This is a genomic window from Nonomuraea sp. NPDC048892, from assembly GCF_040649735.1.
Taxonomy (GTDB): Bacteria; Actinomycetota; Actinomycetes; order Streptosporangiales; family Streptosporangiaceae; genus Nonomuraea; species Nonomuraea maheshkhaliensis.
Map to the genome: position 1 here is coordinate 113,037 of NZ_JBEZFZ010000011.1, position 16,402 is coordinate 129,438.

A 16,402-nucleotide genomic window follows, 5' to 3' on the forward strand; every position below is an offset into this window, starting at 1 on the left:
AGCCAATCATGGTTACTTTCGAAGTCTTGTCAATACCTTCGAAAAAGCGCAAGGCTTGACAAGGTTTCACAACTCCTGGGACCGTGCCGTGGTGTCCAGAACGACCTTCGACCTTCTTGTCGTCGGCGACGCCAACCCGGACGTGATCGTGTCGGGTTCGCCTCGCCACCCCGAGTTCGGCCAGCGTGAGCAGCTCGTCCCCGCCGCCGGCCTGGTGCTCGGCGGCTCCGGCGCCATCACCGCGTACGGCGCCGCCAGGCTCGGTCTGCGCACCGCGTTCGTCGGGCGAGTGGGAGACGATCCCGCGGGGGCCTTCGTCCTGGACGCCCTGCGCGCCGGCGGTGTGGACGTGTCCGCCTGCGTCGTCGACCCCGCGGTGCCCACCGCCATGACGGTGGCGCTGGTGGACGGCGACGACCGGGCCATCCTCACCGCTCCCGGCTGCCTGGATCGGCTCGGCGCGGCCGACGTACCGCCGGGGCTGCTGGAGCGGGCCGCGCACGTCCACGTGTCGTCGTACTTCCTGCAGCCGCTGCTGGCGGCCGGGCTCGGCGGGCTGTTCGGGCTGGCCAGGGCCGCGGGCGCGTCCACCTCGCTCGACACCAACGACGACCCGGCGGGCCGCTGGGCGGGCCTGGAGGACGTCCTCCCCGTCACCGACGTGCTCCTGCCGAACGAGCCTGAGGCCCTGGCCATCGCCCGCGCCGTCGCGGCGACAGGAGCCACGACGGGAGTCACGACGGGCGCCGGATCCGGCAGCCCGCGGATCACCACGCTGGAGCAGGCCGTCAGGGAGCTGGCCGCCCGAGGCACGCTGCCCGTGGTCAAGCGGGGCGAGCGAGGCGCGATCGCCTTCGCCGACGGTGAGCTCGTCGAGATTCCGGCCCCGCCCGCCACCGTCGTGGACGCCGTCGGCGCGGGAGACAGCTTCGACGCCGGCCTGCTCGCCGCGCTCCTGCGCGGCCGCCCGCTGCGCCAGGCCATGACGGTGGCCGTGGCCTGCGGCACCCTTTCCACCCGCGCCGCCGGGGGCACCGCGGCCCAGCCCACCTGGGAGGAAGCAACAGCATGAAGAAGATCGTGTTCGTCGGCGCGGGAAGCGTGGTCTTCACCCACGGGCTGCTCGCCGATCTGGTCAAGTTCCCCGAGCTGCGTGGCATGCGGATCGCCCTGCACGACATCGACCCCGAGCGCCTCCAGGTGGCCGAGGCCGTGGCCCGCCGCATCACCGGCGACGCCGCCACCGTCACCGCCCACCTCGACCGGCGCGAGGCGCTCGACGGCGCCGACTTCGTGATCAACATGGTCCAGGTCGGCGGCTATGACGCCACTGTCGTCGACTTCGAGATCCCCGCCAGGTACGGGCTGCGCCAGACCATCGCCGACACCATCGGCGCGGGCGGCATCTTCCGCGCGCTGCGCACGTTCCCGCTGCTCGACGCGCTGGCGGCGGACATCAACGCGGTCTGCCCCGACGCGCTCCTGCTCAACTACACCAACCCGATGGCCATGAACGTCTGGTACCTGTCGGGCAAGGTGAAGAACGTCGTCGGCCTGTGCCACTCGGTCTACTGGACCATGCGGGACCTGGCTGAGCTGGTGAACGTGCCGTACGAGGAGATCACCTACCTCGCGGCCGGAGTCAACCACCAGGCGTGGGTGCTGCGCTTCGAGCGCGACGGGCAGGACCTCTACCCGCTCCTCGACGTGGACGACCCGCAGCTGCGCCGCAGGGTGCGGGTGGACATGTACCGGCGGCTCGGCTACTACCCGACGGAGACCAGCGAGCACTCCGCCGAGTACGTGCCCTGGCTGATGCACCACGACTCCGAGATCGACCGGCTGCGCATCCCGGTGGGGGAGTACCTGCGGGTCAGCGAGGAGAACCTGGCCGAGTACAAGCGCACCCGCGACCTCGTCCGGCACGGCGGCGAGCTGGACATCGCCGGCACCGACGAGTACGCCCCCCAGATCATCCACAGCGTCGTCACCGGCACCCCCCGCGTCGTCTACGGCAACGTCGTCAACGACGGGCTCATCTCGAACCTGCCGCACGGCTGCGTGGTGGAGGTGCCCTGCGCGGTCGACGCGACCGGCGTCAGGCCGACCGCGGTCGGTGCTCTGCCCCCGCAACTCGCCGCTCTGAACAGGACTTATGTCAGCGTCAATGAGCTCACTGTACGTGCCGCGCTGGAAGGAGAGCCCCGCCACGTCAGGCACGCGCTGATGATCGACCCCAACACCGCCGCGTCACTTCCGCTGGAGGACATCTGGCACATGGCGGACGAACTGACCCGCGCCCACGGCGACCTCCTCCCCGAGGCCCTGCGCGGGTGAGCTCGGCGCTCAGCGGGCGATCTCGACCTCCAGGCCCTTGTCCCTGAGCGCCGCCACGCACTCCGGGTCGGCCGACTCGCCGGTGATCAGCAGGTCGATGTCGCCGATCGCGCAGATCGGCGCCATCTCCACCACGCCCAGCTTGGACGCGTCGGCGACCAGGATCTTCCTGGCCGCGGCGCGCAACATGCGCTGCTTCATCTCCGCGTCGGGCAGGCTCACGTTGGTCACCCCGCCCGCGGCGTCCACGCCGCCGCAGCCCAGGATGACGGTGTGGGCCCTGATGCCCTCCAGCAGCTTGCCGCCCAGCGGGTCGACCAGCGAGTGCTGCTGGCGGCGCAGGCTGCCGCCGGTCACCACGACCGAGATCCTGGGCAGCGCGGGCTCCAGCTCCAGCGCCGTGCGCAGCCCGTTGGTGAACACCGTCACCTCGGTCAGGTCGGAGCGCGCGACCAGCTCCCTGGCCACGTAGGAGGTCGTGGTGCCGGCCCCCATCAGCACGCTCTCGCCCGAGCCGACCAGCCGGGCGGCGATCTTCCCGATGAGCGACTTCTCCACCGCCGCCGTGCCCAGCGACAGCTCGAACGACGGCTCGACGTGCGGCGCGGGCCCGGCCGACACGGCGCCGCCGCGCACCCGGCGCACCCGGCCCTGCTCCTCCAGCGCGTCGAGGTCCGCGCGGACGGTCACGCTGGAGACCCCGAACGCCTCGGCCAGCTCGGCGACCCGGGCGAACTCCTGCTCGGTGAGCAGCGCCAGCATGCGCTCGCGCCGCACCTCGGTCGGCATCGACTCACTCATGCACGGACCGCCGGCGGCAGCAGGTCGCCGTGCGCCTCGATCAGCTCGTCGCACAGCCGCTCGATCGCGGGCAGCGGCAGCGTGGCCGCCGTGTTCGGGTCGAGCATCGCGGCGTGGTAGACGTGCGCGCGCTCGCCGTCGAGGGCGGCACGCACGGTCAGCTCGACCACGTTGAGGAAGGTCCGGTTGAGCGCGGCCAGCTGCACGGGCAGCTCGCCCACGGCCCGGGGGCGCACCCCGCCCGCGCCGAAGACGGCCGGCACCTCCACACAACTGCCCTCGGGCAGGTTGCCGATCAGCCCCCGGTTGGCCACGTTGACGTAGATCTCCTTCTCCTCGCCGGTCAGCATGGCCAGGATCGCCGCCGCGGCGGGCTCCTGGTGCTGCCAGCGGATCAGCAGCGGGTGGCCGGCGGACAGGGCCCGCCGTGTCTCCTCGTACAGGTGCAGGCTCTTGCCGACCCGGCGCAGGTATTCCTCGACCGGCACGCCGAGCCGGGCGGTCTCGTCGGGGTGACGCATGATCCAGGGCACGTATTCGGCGGCGTGCTCGCTCGACTGCGTGGGGAAGTAGCCGAAGGTGCGGTAGAGCTCGGCGCGGACGTGCCGCTTGAGCTGCGGGTCGGCGTCGAGCACCGCGTCGAGCTCCGGGTAGAGCGAGCGCCCGCCGGCCTCGAAACGCAGCACGAACGACTGGTGGTTGAGGCCCGCGCTGAGGAAGCTCACCTCGTCCTCGTCGCGGCCCACCAGATCGGCCAGGTACGCGTGCGTGTCGCACACCGAGTGGCAGAGCCCGGCGAACCGCTCGAACCCCGTCGCCTCGTGCACCGCCCACCCGGTCATCGCCATCGGGTCGCTGCAGCTCAGCAGCCACGCGTCGGGGCACTCCTCGGCCATCTGCGCGGCCAGCTCGACCAGCACGGGGATCGTGCGCAGCCCGCGGAAGACGCCGCCGATGCCGATCGTGTCGCCGATGGTCTGGCGCAGGCCGTAGCGGTGGGGGATCTCGAAGTCGCGCAGCGTCGCCTCGAACCCTCCGACGTCGAGGTGGGCGACGACGAACCCGGCGCCCTTGAGGGCCTGCCGGCGGTCGAACACACTGCGGATCTTCGCGTCCGCCCGCGCCTCGGCGTCGAGCGCGCGCACCAACCGCTCGGTGGTCGCCAGCCGGCCGGGGTCGTCGTCGTGCAGCACGATTTCCAGCTCGCCGTGCAGCGAGGGGGTGAGCATCAGGGCGGAGGCGACGCGGCGCGTCAGCTCCACGTCACCGACCCCGATGAAGACGATCCGCGCCATCCCCGAAGTATGGCACGCCCCCCGCCGCGGGCCCGTCCCGCCCATTTCCGGCAGGGCTCAGGCTCCGGGGCCGGCTACACGCGCAGCAGCGGCCCCCACGTCGCGGGCCCGACGAAGCCGTCCTCGTCGATGCCCTCGGCCCGCTGGAAGCCGCGGACCAGCTCCACCAGCCCGTTGTCGCACTGCGTGGTCTTCAGCCACCCCTCCAGGCCGTCCTGGATGCCGGCGTACGCGGCCGGCGGCACGTGCCCCCGCGCGAACAGGCAGCCTCTGACGGTCTTGACGTCGAAGTTGTCGTCACCGGGCTTGATCAGCGGGAGCTCTCTCAAGATCTCCTCCGTCCAGGATGGGGTGGGGGTGGATGGTCCGGGCGCGGGCACGGGCCCGCCGTTGATCAGGGCGGCGACGGCCGCCCTGAAGGCGTTCATGTCGATGGAGTGGGGGTCGGGCTTGGAGGTGTTGACCTCACGGTGCGCCTTGACCCGCGAGGCGGGCAGCGCGAACGCGCGGCACAGTTCGGCGCAGAGCTTCCGGTAGGCGTCCAGCTGGACCTCCGGCCACGGCTGGGAGCCGTCGTTCTCCGCCTCGATGCCGATCGAGCTGGAGTTGTCGTGCCGCGGCGAGGTCGAGGGGGCGTTGTGCCAGCAGCGCCCGGCCGCGATGACGTAGATGTGCCCCGACCTGCCCAGGCCGAAGTGCGACAGCGGCCCGTCGAGCCCGGGGCGGCCGTCGCGCACCACCGCGAGCGAGGGGTAGTCGCCGCCTCCGGCCGGTCCGGCGGTGTGATGGCAGACGATGCCCTGCACCTCCGGCTGCGGCCCGTGGCCGCGGGTCCTCCAGCCGCCCACCTCGGTCACGGGGTGCCCGGTGCGGCGGGCGACGTCGGCGAGCTGGGTCAGGAAGGGCATCAGGTACCTCCGTCATGTGTCTCGATGAGTCTCACAACCTTCGATTGACGATTGGCAGCCGCTCGATCGCGGTATGTGATCACTGCTGGATGTGCGCGTGATCGTGACCTCGGCCCGCGGCGATCGCGGGCGGGTGCTTACAGATCATTAGCATGCCGTACCCGAGCGCAGCCGGAAAAGTCGTGAAGATTCCGGCGGAGCGCTGCCTCCGGAAGCGGTCCCTGAGGTCTATCCCTGAGGGCAGTGCCCGGCCCGGCGGTGCGGCATCAGTGTGTGGTGGGGGTTGACGGGGCCGATCCCGATCTCAGCGTCCTTCGCACGATCCGATACTGAACGGACAGGGGGAGCGCCACGATGAGCCATCTCGACAGCCCGCGCGTCACCTTCGCGGGCCGGTTCCTCAGCGACGTGCCGACCATGAACAACGACCCGTCCTCCTTCGGCTCGGGCGGCGTGCCGGATCCGGGCTGGAACCCGTACGGCGGCGGCACGTTCGACCTGCTCGGCTGCGTGGTCGACGGCGGGGAGAGCGCGCCAGGCGCGCCGCTGACGGCGGACGACCCGGCTTTCGGGCTGGTCGTGGCCGCCACCCGCGACCGGGCCGCCGCCAAGCTCGCCGACCTCGATCCCGAGTGGCAGTTCTCCACCGAGATCTGGGGGCTGACCGTCCGCCTCACCGGCCACGGCGGCGAGACGCTGCTGTCCGGCCGCTACCGGCCGGCGGCCTTCCGTGACCTGTGGCAGCGCGTCCCCGGCGACGGCTTCGGCGGGCTGGGCGCCTCGTGGATCTCCGTCCTGGAGGATGTCGAGTACGGCCCGGGCGCCGGCTCCGTCCCCGTGCTGGCCGCCCTGCGCGCGGCGTCGCCGCAGCGGCTGTCGATCGGTCTCAACGTGTTCGCGATCGACGCCAGGCGCGGTGGCGTCACCTTCGCGACCGGCAGGCTCACCGGCTGCATCGGGCCGTGGCGGGCGGGGGAGCCGATGTCGTTCGTCGCCGGCCGCCGCCTCGACGGGGGCCTGCTGACCGAGGAGGTCCCGATCGGCGCGGCCGTGGCCGTCGTGACCGGCGACCGGCTCGTGCTCGACCTCGGCAACGCCTACCCGCTCGCCGACGCGACCGGGACCGTGCACCCCGAGGCGGCCGCGATCGGCGTCGCCGTCCTGCCCGGCGAGGACGTGGCGGCGGGCGACGTCCTCCCTCCGGGCGCCGGGCTCGGCCTCGGTACGGTCTCGCTGCTCCCGGACCTCCCGCCCGCGGGCGTCGTCTCGCTCCCGCTCACTCCCGAAGCCGCCCAAGCGCTCGCCCGGCGTCCCCTCGCGCTGGTCATACCCAGACCGGATGGCGGCCTGCTCGTCGTCTCCAGGGAGGTCGCGGACGGCCTGTACGTCAGGGCCGACGACTTCGTGCACCGCGTCGAGGCCGGCGCCTCGGCGACGGCCACCCTGCACGCGCGGCGCCGCGGCGCGCCCGCCGCCGGCCTGACCATTCACCTCGCCTCCGCCCAGGGCCCCGGCGCCGTGCTCACGGGACCCGCCACCGTCGAGACCGGACCCGGCGGCACCGCCACCGTGACGTTCTCCGCCGGTGACCCGGGCAACCCGCGCGGCGCGCTCGACGGCGTCGTCGAGCGGGCCGGCTACAGCCCGCGCGTCACCGAGGACGGTGAGCTCGACCTCGACGGCTCCGGCCTCGACCCGAGCTTCGACGTGATCGTGGCCCACGTGCGCGACGCCCACGTCCCGCCCGCGGACGAGGACCTCGAACGCGAGGTGCAGCGCCTCTTGGCCCCCTACGCCCTGCACTATCCGATCATGGGCGAGCACCTGGTGAACCTCGGCGACCTGGAGGCGCTCAAGCCATGGCGGGCCGCCATGCTGCTGGCGCTGTCGCGTGACATCACCGACCCCAACCACATGCCCGTCACCCGCGACCTGTCCGAGCCGAAGCGGGCCACGATCCTGCGCTGGCTGCGCGGCCTGCCCACCGGGCCCAGGGCGATGCGGCGCGCCGTGCCGGGGCGGGCGGCGCAGGAGTCCGTCGCCAAGACGGCCGCCGCGCACGAGAGTGCCGAGCGGGTCAGAAGACGGTTCGACCGGGCCGCCGAAGGCAGCGACCGACCGATGCCGAGGACCGACCGCGCCGCAGAGGGGAGTGACTGACCTATGCTGAGGATCGATCGCGCCGCCGTCGACGAGCTGGCCAGGGCGCAGCAGCCCGCCGACCTCGTCCCGCGGGTCCAGGACGCCATCCGGCTGGAGTTCGCCACCATCCCGCCGTACCTCACCGCCATGCTGTCGCTCAAGCCGGGCCGTAACCGCGACATCTGGTGGGCCGTGCACGACGTCGTCGTGGACGAGATGCTGCACCTGCTCATCGGGTGCAACCTGCTCAACGCCCTCGGCGCCAGGCCCGCGCTCGACGCCCCTGACTTCGTGGCCGATTATCCGGGGCCGCTGCCGCTCGGCATCGGCGATGACCTCGTCGTCGGGCTCGAACCGTTCTCCCTCGGGCTCATGGAGTCGGTGTTCATGCGGATCGAGGAGCCGGAGAACCCGCTCGTGTTCCGGCAGGCGGACGGGGTGGCCGAGCCGCCGGAGTTCGCCACGATCGGCGAGTTCTACCGCACGCTGTCCGACGCGCTGCTCGCCCTGCCTCAGGAGGTTCTGCCCGGCGACGTGCGGCGGCAGGTGGTCGCGCCCGCGTGGTTCGGCGCCGACCGGCTCTTCCCGATCAGGACCACCAAGGACGCCGCCCGCGCCATCGGGCTCATCGTGGAGGAGGGCGAGGGCACGCCCGACTCGCCGGTCGATCCCGACGGTGACATCGCCCACTACTACCGTTTCGCCGCCATCGCCAAGGGCCGCCGCCTGGTGCGCGACCCCTCGGCCCCGGACGGGTTCTCCTACAGCGGCGACCCGTACCCCTTCGACGCCGACGGCGTGTGGCCGCTCACGCCGAACCAGCGGCCCGCCGACCTCGATCCGGAGAGCGAGGCGTGGCGGCGCGTGCACCAGTTCAGGGTGACGTTCACCCGGTTGCTGGACGCGCTGCAACGCTGCGTGGACGGCGATCCCGGGCATCTCGACGCGGCGATGGGCGTCATGTTCGAGCTGAAGCTGGCCGGGCAGCTGCTGGCCACCATGCCCCTGCTGGCCGCCGGCGTCCCGACCGGGCGGCACGCCGGGCCGGTGTTCACCCGCGCGCCCGTCAACCTGTAGCGGGGACGTCCTCAAGGCGGCAGGGGCCGGGCACCTCGGCGGCCTCAGGGGCGGACCGCGCCGAGGAGGCGGTTGCGCCAGTAGTCGTCCAGCACGACCACCTTGACGACGTCCCCGGTCTGCGGCGCGTGCACCATCTTGCCGTCGCCCACGTACAGGCCCATGTGCCCGAGCCCTCTGCTGAACAGCAGGTCGCCGGGCTGCGCCTGGCTCACCGGCACGCGCCGGGCGGCGCCCCAGCTCCACTGCGTGTACGTGGTGCGGGGCAGTTGCACCCCGGCCGCGCGCCAGGCCGCCTGGGCCAGGCCCGAGCAGTCCCACGAGTCCGGCCCCGTGCCGCCGAACCGGTACGGCTTGCCGACCTGCCCGAACGCGAACTGCAGCGCCTCACGGGCGTTGCCTGAGGCGGGGCCGGTGTAGGTGATGCCGGTGCTGCGCGGATTGCCGGTCTTGAAGGCGCCCAGCCTGCGCAGCAGCTTCGTCTGCTCGCCGACGAGCTTCTCCACCTTCGACTTCTCCTCGCGCACGTCGTCGCGCGCGCTCTCCGCCTCGGCCAGCACGCCCTTGGCCGCGTCGCGCCGCCGGCGCAGGTCCTCGGTCGCGCTGTGGAAGGCGCGCACCTTGGCCGCCCGGTCCAGCATGATCTGCTCCAGCGAGGCCATGCCGCCGAGCATCGCCGTGGGGTCGCCCTGGACCACGTACCGCTGCCAGCCGAGCGGGCCGCCCATCTGGTAGTCGTTGAGCGCCAGCTCGGCCACCTCGCCGCGCAGCGCCTCGGCCTGCGCCTGCTTGGCGCGCAACTCGGTGTCCAGCGTCTCGTACTTCTTCCTGGCCTTGCGGTAGGTCTCCGTGGCCTGGTTGAAGCGCTCGACGAGCCGGTCGGCCCGCTCGTTCAGCTTGATCAGCTTGGCCCTGGCCTGGGCGGGGGTGGGGTCGGCCAGCGCGGTGACGGGCACGGCTATTGTGCCCGTCACCGCCACCGCGACGGCCACCGTCAGAGTCACGGTCATGGCGCCCGCCATCCGTCCGAGCCCGGCCATCGTCACCGTCCCGCCTCCTCAGCGTCGCCTCATCTGTCGCCTTGTGGTCGCTTCGGCAGGAGGTACGCAGGATGCTCCGCCGATGTTCAGCCGCTGGGGGAGCGGTGTCTAGGACGGCGCGGGGCCGGTGCTGTCGCGGACGAGCAAACGGGGCTGGTAGCGCACGTTGTAGCCGCCGCTCTCGCCGTTCATCAGCGCCCAGAGCCGCTCCCACGCCTGCCTGCCCAGCTCGTTCGCCGGGATGGACACCGTGGTCAGCGGCGGTGAGGTGTAGCGGGCGAACGCGATGTCGTCGAACCCGGTGACCGACACCTCGCCGGGCACCCGTACGTTCAGCTCGCGCAGGCCGGTCAGCACGCCCGAGGCCACCATGTCGTTGAACCCCACGACCGCGCTCGCCCCGCACTCCACCACCGCCGCGGCGGCGGCGTGGCCGTGGTCGAACATCGACCCGCACGGCAGCACGGTCAGCTCCAGCCCGGGGGCGGCGCGCAGCGCGGCCAGCCGCTCGGCGTTGCCCGCGCTGGCGGGCGGGCCGGCCAGGTAGGCCAGGCGGCGATGGCCCAGCGCGGTGAGGTGGGCCACGATCTCGCCGATGCCGGCGCGGTTGTCGATCGACAGCGACGGCGCGCCCAGCCCGGCGACCTCCCGGTAGACCAGCACGAACGGCGCCAGCCGCTCGCTCAGCTCACGCAGCCGCCCGTCCGGCGCCCTGGGCGAGGCCAGCACGAGCCCGTCGCAGTTGCGCCGCGCCTCCAGCGCCAGGACCACCTCCTCCTCCGGGTCCTCGTCCGACTCGACCACCAGCAGCTGGCAGCCCGCCTTGCCCGCGGCCTGGCTGAGCCCGCGCAGCACGTTCTGGAACAGCGGGTTGGACAGGTCGGGGACCACCAGCGCGACGGTGCCCGTGCGGCCGAGCGCGAGCCTGCGCGCGGCCGCGCTCGGCTCGTAGTCGAGCGCCTCGGCCGCGGCCCTGACCCGGGCGGCCAGCTCGGGGTGCACGCTCGGCGAGCCGTTCATGACCCGCGAGACCGTGGCTCGCGAGACCCCGGCGGCCGCGGCGACACTGCTGATCGTGGCCGGCCCGGCCGGTCGCGGCCCCCGCCGCCCCGCTATCCGCCCCGCTGCCTGGCCTGGTGCCCGGCCTGAGCCGGCCTCTTTCCGCTCATCGTCTCCGTCTCTGTCCTGGGCGCTGGCCTTCATCCGCTCTCCCGCACGCTCGGCCGTCGTCTCGCATGCATGACATCACACTGACCCCCGGCCGGGCGCCGACGCTGAGATACCGGTTTCTTCGGGTATTACAACCGTTTGCTGGAAAACGCGCAAGTCCCGGCGGCTTCGCCGTCGATGCAGGTCATCGCTCGGCCAACCAAGCGTTGACACCCGATGTGGGCAATGTTAGAAACTGGTTACTCACAGGCGCCTCACGGCTTGCGTCCCTGATTGTCCCCGGTTGCGTGCGGCTCAGCGCGACCGCGAAGGGTAATAGATGAGCGAACGTTTGCATCCCCCTGACAGCCCCGAGACGACCGTCTCGCCGACCCCTGCCTCACCAGCCCGGACGCGGTCTCTGACCCGGCGCCGGGCCGGTCACAGAAAGATCAGCGGCCCGCCACGCGACCGGATCGGCTACCTGTTCCTCACGCCGTGGTTCATCGGCATGGCGCTGTTCACCGTGGGGCCGATCCTGGCCTCGCTCTACCTGTCCTTCACCGAATACACCCTGCTCAAGCCGCCGGAATGGCTCGGACTGGACAACTACCGCGAGATGCTCGCCGACCCGCGGCTGCACAAGTCGCTGCTGGTCACGTTCATCTACGTGTTCGTGTCGGTGCCCATCCAGCTCGTGCTGGCGCTGGCCCTGGCACTCCTGCTCAACCGCGGCGTGCGCGGGCTGAGCTTCTACCGGTCCGTCTACTACCTGCCCTCGCTGCTCGCGGGCAGTGTGTCGATCGCCATCCTGTGGCGGCAGATCTTCGGCAAGGACGGCCTGGTCAACCAGGTGCTGGCCTTATTCGGCACGGAGGGCGTCAGCTGGGTGTCACACCCCGACTTCGCCCTCGGCACACTCGTGCTGCTCAACGCCTGGACCTTCGGCGCGCCCATGGTCATCTTCCTGGCCGGGCTGCGCCAGATCCCCACCTCGTACTACGAGGCGGCCCAGGTGGACGGCGCGGGCACGGTGACGAGGTTCTTCCACATCACGCTGCCGATGCTCACCCCGATCATCTTCTTCAACCTCGTCCTGCAGCTCATCGGCGCCTTCCAGAGCTTCACGCAGGCGTTCGTGATCAGCGGCGGGCGCGGCGGGCCGTCGGACTCCACCCTGCTCTACACGCTCTACCTGTACGAACGCGGCTTCGGCTCCTTCGACATGGGCTACGCCTCCGCGATGGCGTGGTTCCTGCTGGCCATCATCGCCGTGCTGACCGGAATCAACTTCCTCTTCGCCAGGCGGTGGGTGTTCTATGGTGGCTGAACTCAAGGCCTCCGGCGGACGCTCGCGCCGGCTGTCGAAGCACGTGCTGCTCATCGGCTTCGGCCTGGTGATGCTCTATCCGCTGCTGTGGATGGTGTCCAGCTCGGTCAAGCCGACCGAGACCATCTTCCGCGACCCCTCCATCTGGCCGACCAGCTTCGACCTGAGCAACTACACCGCCGGCTGGACGGCGCTGGAGCACCCGTTCCACTTCTACCTGCTGAACTCGGCCGTGATCGCGCTGCTGGCCGTGGTCGGCAACCTGATGTCGTGCTCGCTGGCCGCCTACGCCTTCGCGCGGCTGAACTTCCGGGGCAGGAACGTCTTCTTCGCCATGATGCTGGCGACGCTGATGCTGCCCATCCACGTACTGATCGTCCCCCAGTACGTCTTGTTCTCCCAGCTCGACTGGATCAACACGAACCTGCCGCTGGTCGTGCCGAAGTTCCTGGCGCACGACGCGTTCTTCATCTTCCTGATGGTGCAGTTCATCCGCGGCCTGCCCAGGGAGCTGGACGAGGCGGCCCGCATCGACGGCTGCGGGCACTTCAGGATCTACTGGCGGATCATCATGCCGCTGTCGGTGCCGGCGCTGGCCACCTCGGCGCTGTTCACCTTCATCTGGACCTGGAACGACTTCTTCAGCCAGCTCATCTTCCTGACCGACCCCGAGCTGTGGACCATGCCCGTGGCGCTGCGCTCGTTCATGGACGGGCAGGGCGAGACGGCCTGGGGGCAGCTGTTCGCCATGTCCATCGTGGGCCTGGCGCCGATCTTCGGGTTCTTCCTGGCCGGGCAGCGCTACCTGACGCAGGGCATCTCCACGACCGGCTTCCGCTGATCCGGGCTCACCCGCCCCGCGTCACCCCCCCCAGTGTCACCACGTACCAACTAAAGGAGAAGGCCATGCCGAGAAGAACCAGTGGCTTGGCGGCGCTCTGTCTCACCGGCGTCCTGCTCGCGGTCTCCGCGTGCGGCGGCGGCTCGTCCGGCGGCTCGGACGGAGGCGCGGTCGAGCTGCGCTTCGGCTGGTGGGGCAACAACGACAGGGCGGCCGCCACCCAGAAGGTCATCGAGGCCTTCCAGGCCAAGAACCCCGGCATCAAGGTCAAGGGCAGCTACACCGACTTCAACTCCTACTTCGACCGCCTGGCCACCGAGGTGGCGGGCGGGCGCGCGCCCGACGTCATCACGCTCGGCGGCGCCTACCCCCGCGAGTACGGCGACCGCGGCGCCCTGCTCGACCTCGCCAAGACCGATCTGAAGACCGACAAGATCGGCGCCGCCGCGCTGGACAACGGCAAGTTCGGCGGCGTCCAGTACGGCGTGCCGACCGGCGTCAACGCCATCTCCCTGATCGTCAACGAGTCCGTGTTCGAGAAGGCGGGCGTGGCCCTGCCCGAGGAGGACACCTGGACCTGGGACGACTTCAAGCGCATCACCAAGGAGCTGGTCCCGAAGCTGCCGAAGGGCACGTTCGCGCTGGCCGACCCGACCAGGACCGACATGCTGGACGTCTACTCCCGCCAGCGCGGCGAGGCCCTCTACACCGCCGACGGCAAGGTCGGCATCGGCGAGAAGACGCTGGTGGACTGGTGGACGATGACGCTGGAGCTGATGAACTCCGGGGCGACCCCGCCGGCCTCGCAGACGGCCGAACTGATCACCCAGCCCGCGCCCGAGCAGTCGCTGATGGGCCGCGGCCAGGCGGCGATGCAGTTCGACTGGAGCAACCAGCTCAGCGCGCTCAGCAAGGCCGCCGGGCAGCCGCTGCGGCTGATGCGGGTGCCGGGCGAGAGCGGCGCCACCCAGCCCGGCATGTGGCTGCAGGCCTCGCAGATCTACAGCATCAACGCCAAGACCGAACATCCCAAGGAGGCCGCCAAGTTCCTCGACTTCCTGGTCAACAGCCCCGACGCGGGCAAGATCATCTTGGCTGACCGGGGCATCCCGGCCAACTCCGACGTCCGCACGGCCATCCAGGACGTGCTCGGCGAACCGGAGAAGGCGCAGGCCACCTTCATCGACGCGCTCACGCCGAAGGCCGGGCCTCCGCTGGTGATCGGGCCCGCCGGATCCACCGACACGCCGAAGATCCTCGACCGGGTCAACGCCGAGGTGCTGTTCGGCCGCCAGCAGCCCGCCGCCGCGGCGACGGACTTCGTCTCGCAGGTCGCGACGGCGATCAAGCAGTGATCGACCGCCGCGCGCTGGCCGCACGGCACGCCGTCGAGGTGACCCGGATCCTGCCCGAGTCACCTCTGTCGGTGGGCAACGGGGAGCTCTGCTTCACGGCGGACCTCACCGGGCTGCAGACGTTCCCCGGCTCCTACCCGGTCGAGGACCGCACGGGTACGGCGCCGGGGACGCTGCTGGCCACCATGGCGTCGTGGGGCTGGCACAGCATGCCCGGCTCGTACCGGCTGGCCGACACGACACGCACGTACGAGACGGCCCGGGGGCCTGTCCCGTACGTGGACATGCGCGGCGACCTGAGCGGCGACGGCGAGAACCCCGCCTCGGCCGCCGAGTCGTGGCTGCGCGCCAACCCGCACCGGCTCGACCTCGGCCGGATCGGGCTGGCCACGGCCGCCGGAGCGCCCCTCGCCCCCGAGGACGTGAGCGGCGCCCGCCAGCGCCTCGACCTGTGGACCGGCACGCTGACCAGCAGCTACCTGCTGCGCGGCGCGCCGTTCCATGTCGTCACCGCCTGCCATCCCGATCGGGACGTGATCAGCGTGCGGCTGGAGTCGCCCGCGCTGGTGGAGACGGGGGTGCGGCTGGCGTTCCCGTACGGGTCAGAGGCGTGGGGGAACGCGGCCGACTGGACCAGGCCGGGGGAGCACACCTCCCGCCTGCTCGCACGCGCCGGCGGCGGCACGGTCGAGCGGCGGCTCGACGGCACCGCGTACCAGGTGAGCGTGCGGGCTGCCGGAGGCGAGCTGATCGCGGTCGGCTTCCACGAGTTCCTGATCACCTTCCGCGAGCCGGTCGCCGAGCTGACGTTCGCCTTCCTGCCGGGCCACGCGGAGACGGAACCGCCCTGTCATGAGGAGGTCGCCGGAGCCTCGGCACGGCACTGGTCCCGGTTCTGGAGCACGGGCGGGGCGGTGGACCTGTCCGGCAGCCGCGACGAGCGCGCCCCCGAGCTGGAGCGGCGGATCGTCCTGTCGCAGTACCTCACGGCGATCCACTGCGCCGGCTCCACCCCACCCGCCGAGACCGGGCTGATCGCCAACAGCTGGCGCGGCCGCTTCCACCTGGAGATGCACTGGTGGCACGCGGCGCACTTCCCGCTGTGGGGACGCCCTGAGCTGCTGGAACGCAGCCTGTCCTGGTACGCCGCCATCCAGCCGCTCGCCCGCGAGACCGCCCGCGCGCAGGGCTGCCCCGGAGCCCGCTGGCCCAAGCAGACCGGCCCCGACGGGCGGGAGAGTCCGAGCCCGATCGGGCCGTTCCTGGTGTGGCAGCAGCCCCACCCGATCTACCTGGCCGAGCTGGTGCGCCGCGCCGCCGGCACCCGCCGGGCCCTGTCCCTCTACGGCGACCTCGTGCTCGACACCGCCGCCTTCATGGCCGCCTTCGCCGTCAAGGAGCCCAGGGGGTACGGGCTGGGGCCGCCGCTGGTGCCGGCCCAGGAGTCGTACGCGGACGTGCGGGCCGAGGCGGCGAATCCCACGTTCGAGCTGGCCTACTGGTCGTGGGCGCTGCGCGTGGCGCAGCGCTGGCGGCTGCTGCTGGGCCTGCCGCCCGAGCCGCGCTGGGCCGAGGTGGCGGACGGGATGGCCCGGCCCCTCGTGCGCGACGGGGTGTACGCGGCCATGGACGCGCCGCCGTACACGGTGCGCGACGACCACCCCTCCATGCTGTACGCGCTCGGCGTCGTCCCCCCGACGCCCGTCATCGACGCCGCCACCATGCGCCGCACCCTGGACGACGTGCTCGACCGCTGGAACTGGGAGAGCACGTGGGGCTGGGACTACCCCGCCATCGCCATGACCGCCACCCGGCTGGGCGAGCCGGACCTGGCCGTGGCGGCGCTGCTGCGGCCGGAGACGAAGAACACGTACCTGCCCAACGGGCACAACCGGCAGAGCGCCACGCTGCCCGTCTACCTGCCGGGCAACGGCGGGCTGCTGGCGGCGGTCGCGCTCATGGCCAGGGGGTGGGACGGCGGCCCGCCCACGCCCGGCTTCCCCGGCTCGTGGACGGTCCACCACGAGGGCCTTTCCCCTCTGCCCTGAACCGGCCGGGCCGCCCGGCCGCGCGCGGTCCCAGCGTGGGTGTCAGGCCGCGCCGGGCCCCCGCGCGGCTGTCGTGCGA

The 16,402-nt window shown here is 71.9% G+C and carries 13 protein-coding genes; 8 read left to right on the forward strand and 5 right to left on the reverse strand.

The genetic code is table 11. The annotated features are described in order from the left end of the window. The first annotated feature begins 91 nt into the window (after positions 1–91). The gene (locus AB0C28_RS31915) at positions 92–1,072 is read left to right on the forward strand and encodes a carbohydrate kinase family protein (protein ID WP_358079698.1); all 981 of its coding nucleotides are present in this window, start codon (positions 92–94) and stop codon (positions 1,070–1,072) included. After that, the gene (locus AB0C28_RS31920; protein ID WP_357858980.1) at positions 1,069–2,337 is read left to right on the forward strand and encodes an alpha-glucosidase/alpha-galactosidase; all 1,269 of its coding nucleotides are present in this window, start codon (positions 1,069–1,071) and stop codon (positions 2,335–2,337) included. Before AB0C28_RS31915 ends, AB0C28_RS31920 begins: the two co-directional genes overlap by 4 nt. 9 nt (positions 2,338–2,346) lie before the next feature. Here the strand turns inward: AB0C28_RS31920 and AB0C28_RS31925 are convergent, their stop codons facing one another. The 3 genes from AB0C28_RS31925 to AB0C28_RS31935 form a co-directional block, all read right to left on the reverse strand. Then, complete coding sequence (locus tag AB0C28_RS31925; RefSeq protein ID WP_357858983.1) at positions 2,347–3,138, reverse strand: DeoR/GlpR family DNA-binding transcription regulator; 792 nt, start codon at positions 3,136–3,138, stop codon at positions 2,347–2,349. Continuing rightward, positions 3,135–4,433 (reverse strand): alpha-glucosidase/alpha-galactosidase, encoded by a 1,299-nt coding sequence (locus tag AB0C28_RS31930; protein ID WP_357858986.1) that lies wholly within the window; start codon positions 4,431–4,433, stop codon positions 3,135–3,137. The genes AB0C28_RS31925 and AB0C28_RS31930 overlap by 4 nt, the downstream gene beginning before the upstream one ends. Before the next feature lie 74 nt (positions 4,434–4,507). Continuing rightward, positions 4,508–5,341 (reverse strand): N-acetylmuramoyl-L-alanine amidase, encoded by an 834-nt coding sequence (locus AB0C28_RS31935; RefSeq protein WP_357858989.1) that lies wholly within the window; start codon positions 5,339–5,341, stop codon positions 4,508–4,510. 354 nt (positions 5,342–5,695) lie between these two features. Between AB0C28_RS31935 and AB0C28_RS31940 the strand changes: the two genes are divergently transcribed. Next, positions 5,696–7,501, forward strand: coding sequence for a hypothetical protein (locus AB0C28_RS31940; RefSeq protein WP_358079700.1), 1,806 nt, complete (start codon positions 5,696–5,698; stop codon positions 7,499–7,501). Between the two features lie 3 nt (positions 7,502–7,504). After that, complete coding sequence (locus AB0C28_RS31945) at positions 7,505–8,560, forward strand: ferritin-like protein (protein WP_358079702.1); 1,056 nt, start codon at positions 7,505–7,507, stop codon at positions 8,558–8,560. 44 nt (positions 8,561–8,604) lie between these two features. Here the strand turns inward: AB0C28_RS31945 and AB0C28_RS31950 are convergent, their stop codons facing one another. Both AB0C28_RS31950 and AB0C28_RS31955 read right to left on the reverse strand, forming a co-directional pair. Beyond that, complete coding sequence (locus AB0C28_RS31950) at positions 8,605–9,570, reverse strand: NlpC/P60 family protein (RefSeq protein WP_357858996.1); 966 nt, start codon at positions 9,568–9,570, stop codon at positions 8,605–8,607. Positions 9,571–9,708: 138 nt separating this feature from the next. Continuing rightward, positions 9,709–10,803, reverse strand: a complete 1,095-nt coding sequence (locus tag AB0C28_RS31955; protein WP_357858999.1) for a LacI family DNA-binding transcriptional regulator — start codon at positions 10,801–10,803, stop codon at positions 9,709–9,711. 457 nt (positions 10,804–11,260) lie between these two features. Here AB0C28_RS31955 and AB0C28_RS31960 point away from each other — a divergent pair, with 457 nt between their 5' ends. The 4 genes from AB0C28_RS31960 to AB0C28_RS31975 all read left to right on the forward strand — a co-directional run bounded on the left by AB0C28_RS31960 (position 11,261) and on the right by AB0C28_RS31975 (position 16,323). Next, complete coding sequence (locus tag AB0C28_RS31960) at positions 11,261–12,079, forward strand: sugar ABC transporter permease (protein ID WP_357859076.1); 819 nt, start codon at positions 11,261–11,263, stop codon at positions 12,077–12,079. Beyond that, a complete protein-coding gene (locus AB0C28_RS31965; protein WP_358079704.1) occupies positions 12,069–12,920 on the forward strand; it encodes a carbohydrate ABC transporter permease in 852 nt (283 codons plus the stop codon). Before AB0C28_RS31960 ends, AB0C28_RS31965 begins: the two co-directional genes overlap by 11 nt. 65 nt (positions 12,921–12,985) lie before the next feature. After that, positions 12,986–14,275 carry an extracellular solute-binding protein gene (locus AB0C28_RS31970; RefSeq protein ID WP_357859003.1) on the forward strand — a complete coding sequence of 430 codons (1,290 nt, stop codon included), beginning with the start codon at positions 12,986–12,988 and terminating at the stop codon, positions 14,273–14,275. Then, positions 14,272–16,323 carry a hypothetical protein gene (locus tag AB0C28_RS31975; protein ID WP_358079706.1) on the forward strand — a complete coding sequence of 684 codons (2,052 nt, stop codon included), beginning with the start codon at positions 14,272–14,274 and terminating at the stop codon, positions 16,321–16,323. Before AB0C28_RS31970 ends, AB0C28_RS31975 begins: the two co-directional genes overlap by 4 nt. Positions 16,324–16,402: the final 79 nt, after the last annotated feature.

What these genes read in the sequence shown, in the direction of transcription:
- AB0C28_RS31920 (WP_357858980.1), top strand. Translation starts at nt 1,069, where the DNA reads ATGAAGAAGATCGTGTTCGTCGGCGCGGGAAGCGTGGTCTTCACCCAC.
- AB0C28_RS31925 (WP_357858983.1), bottom strand. Translation starts at nt 3,138, where the DNA reads ATGAGTGAGTCGATGCCGACCGAGGTGCGGCGCGAGCGCATGCTGGCG.
- AB0C28_RS31930 (WP_357858986.1), bottom strand. Translation starts at nt 4,433, where the DNA reads ATGGCGCGGATCGTCTTCATCGGGGTCGGTGACGTGGAGCTGACGCGC.
- AB0C28_RS31935 (WP_357858989.1), bottom strand. Translation starts at nt 5,341, where the DNA reads ATGCCCTTCCTGACCCAGCTCGCCGACGTCGCCCGCCGCACCGGGCAC.
- AB0C28_RS31940 (WP_358079700.1), top strand. Translation starts at nt 5,696, where the DNA reads ATGAGCCATCTCGACAGCCCGCGCGTCACCTTCGCGGGCCGGTTCCTC.
- AB0C28_RS31945 (WP_358079702.1), top strand. Translation starts at nt 7,505, where the DNA reads ATGCTGAGGATCGATCGCGCCGCCGTCGACGAGCTGGCCAGGGCGCAG.
- AB0C28_RS31950 (WP_357858996.1), bottom strand. Translation starts at nt 9,570, where the DNA reads ATGACCGTGACTCTGACGGTGGCCGTCGCGGTGGCGGTGACGGGCACA.
- AB0C28_RS31955 (WP_357858999.1), bottom strand. Translation starts at nt 10,803, where the DNA reads ATGAAGGCCAGCGCCCAGGACAGAGACGGAGACGATGAGCGGAAAGAG.
- AB0C28_RS31960 (WP_357859076.1), top strand. Translation starts at nt 11,261, where the DNA reads ATGGCGCTGTTCACCGTGGGGCCGATCCTGGCCTCGCTCTACCTGTCC.
- AB0C28_RS31965 (WP_358079704.1), top strand. Translation starts at nt 12,069, where the DNA reads ATGGTGGCTGAACTCAAGGCCTCCGGCGGACGCTCGCGCCGGCTGTCG.
- AB0C28_RS31970 (WP_357859003.1), top strand. Translation starts at nt 12,986, where the DNA reads ATGCCGAGAAGAACCAGTGGCTTGGCGGCGCTCTGTCTCACCGGCGTC.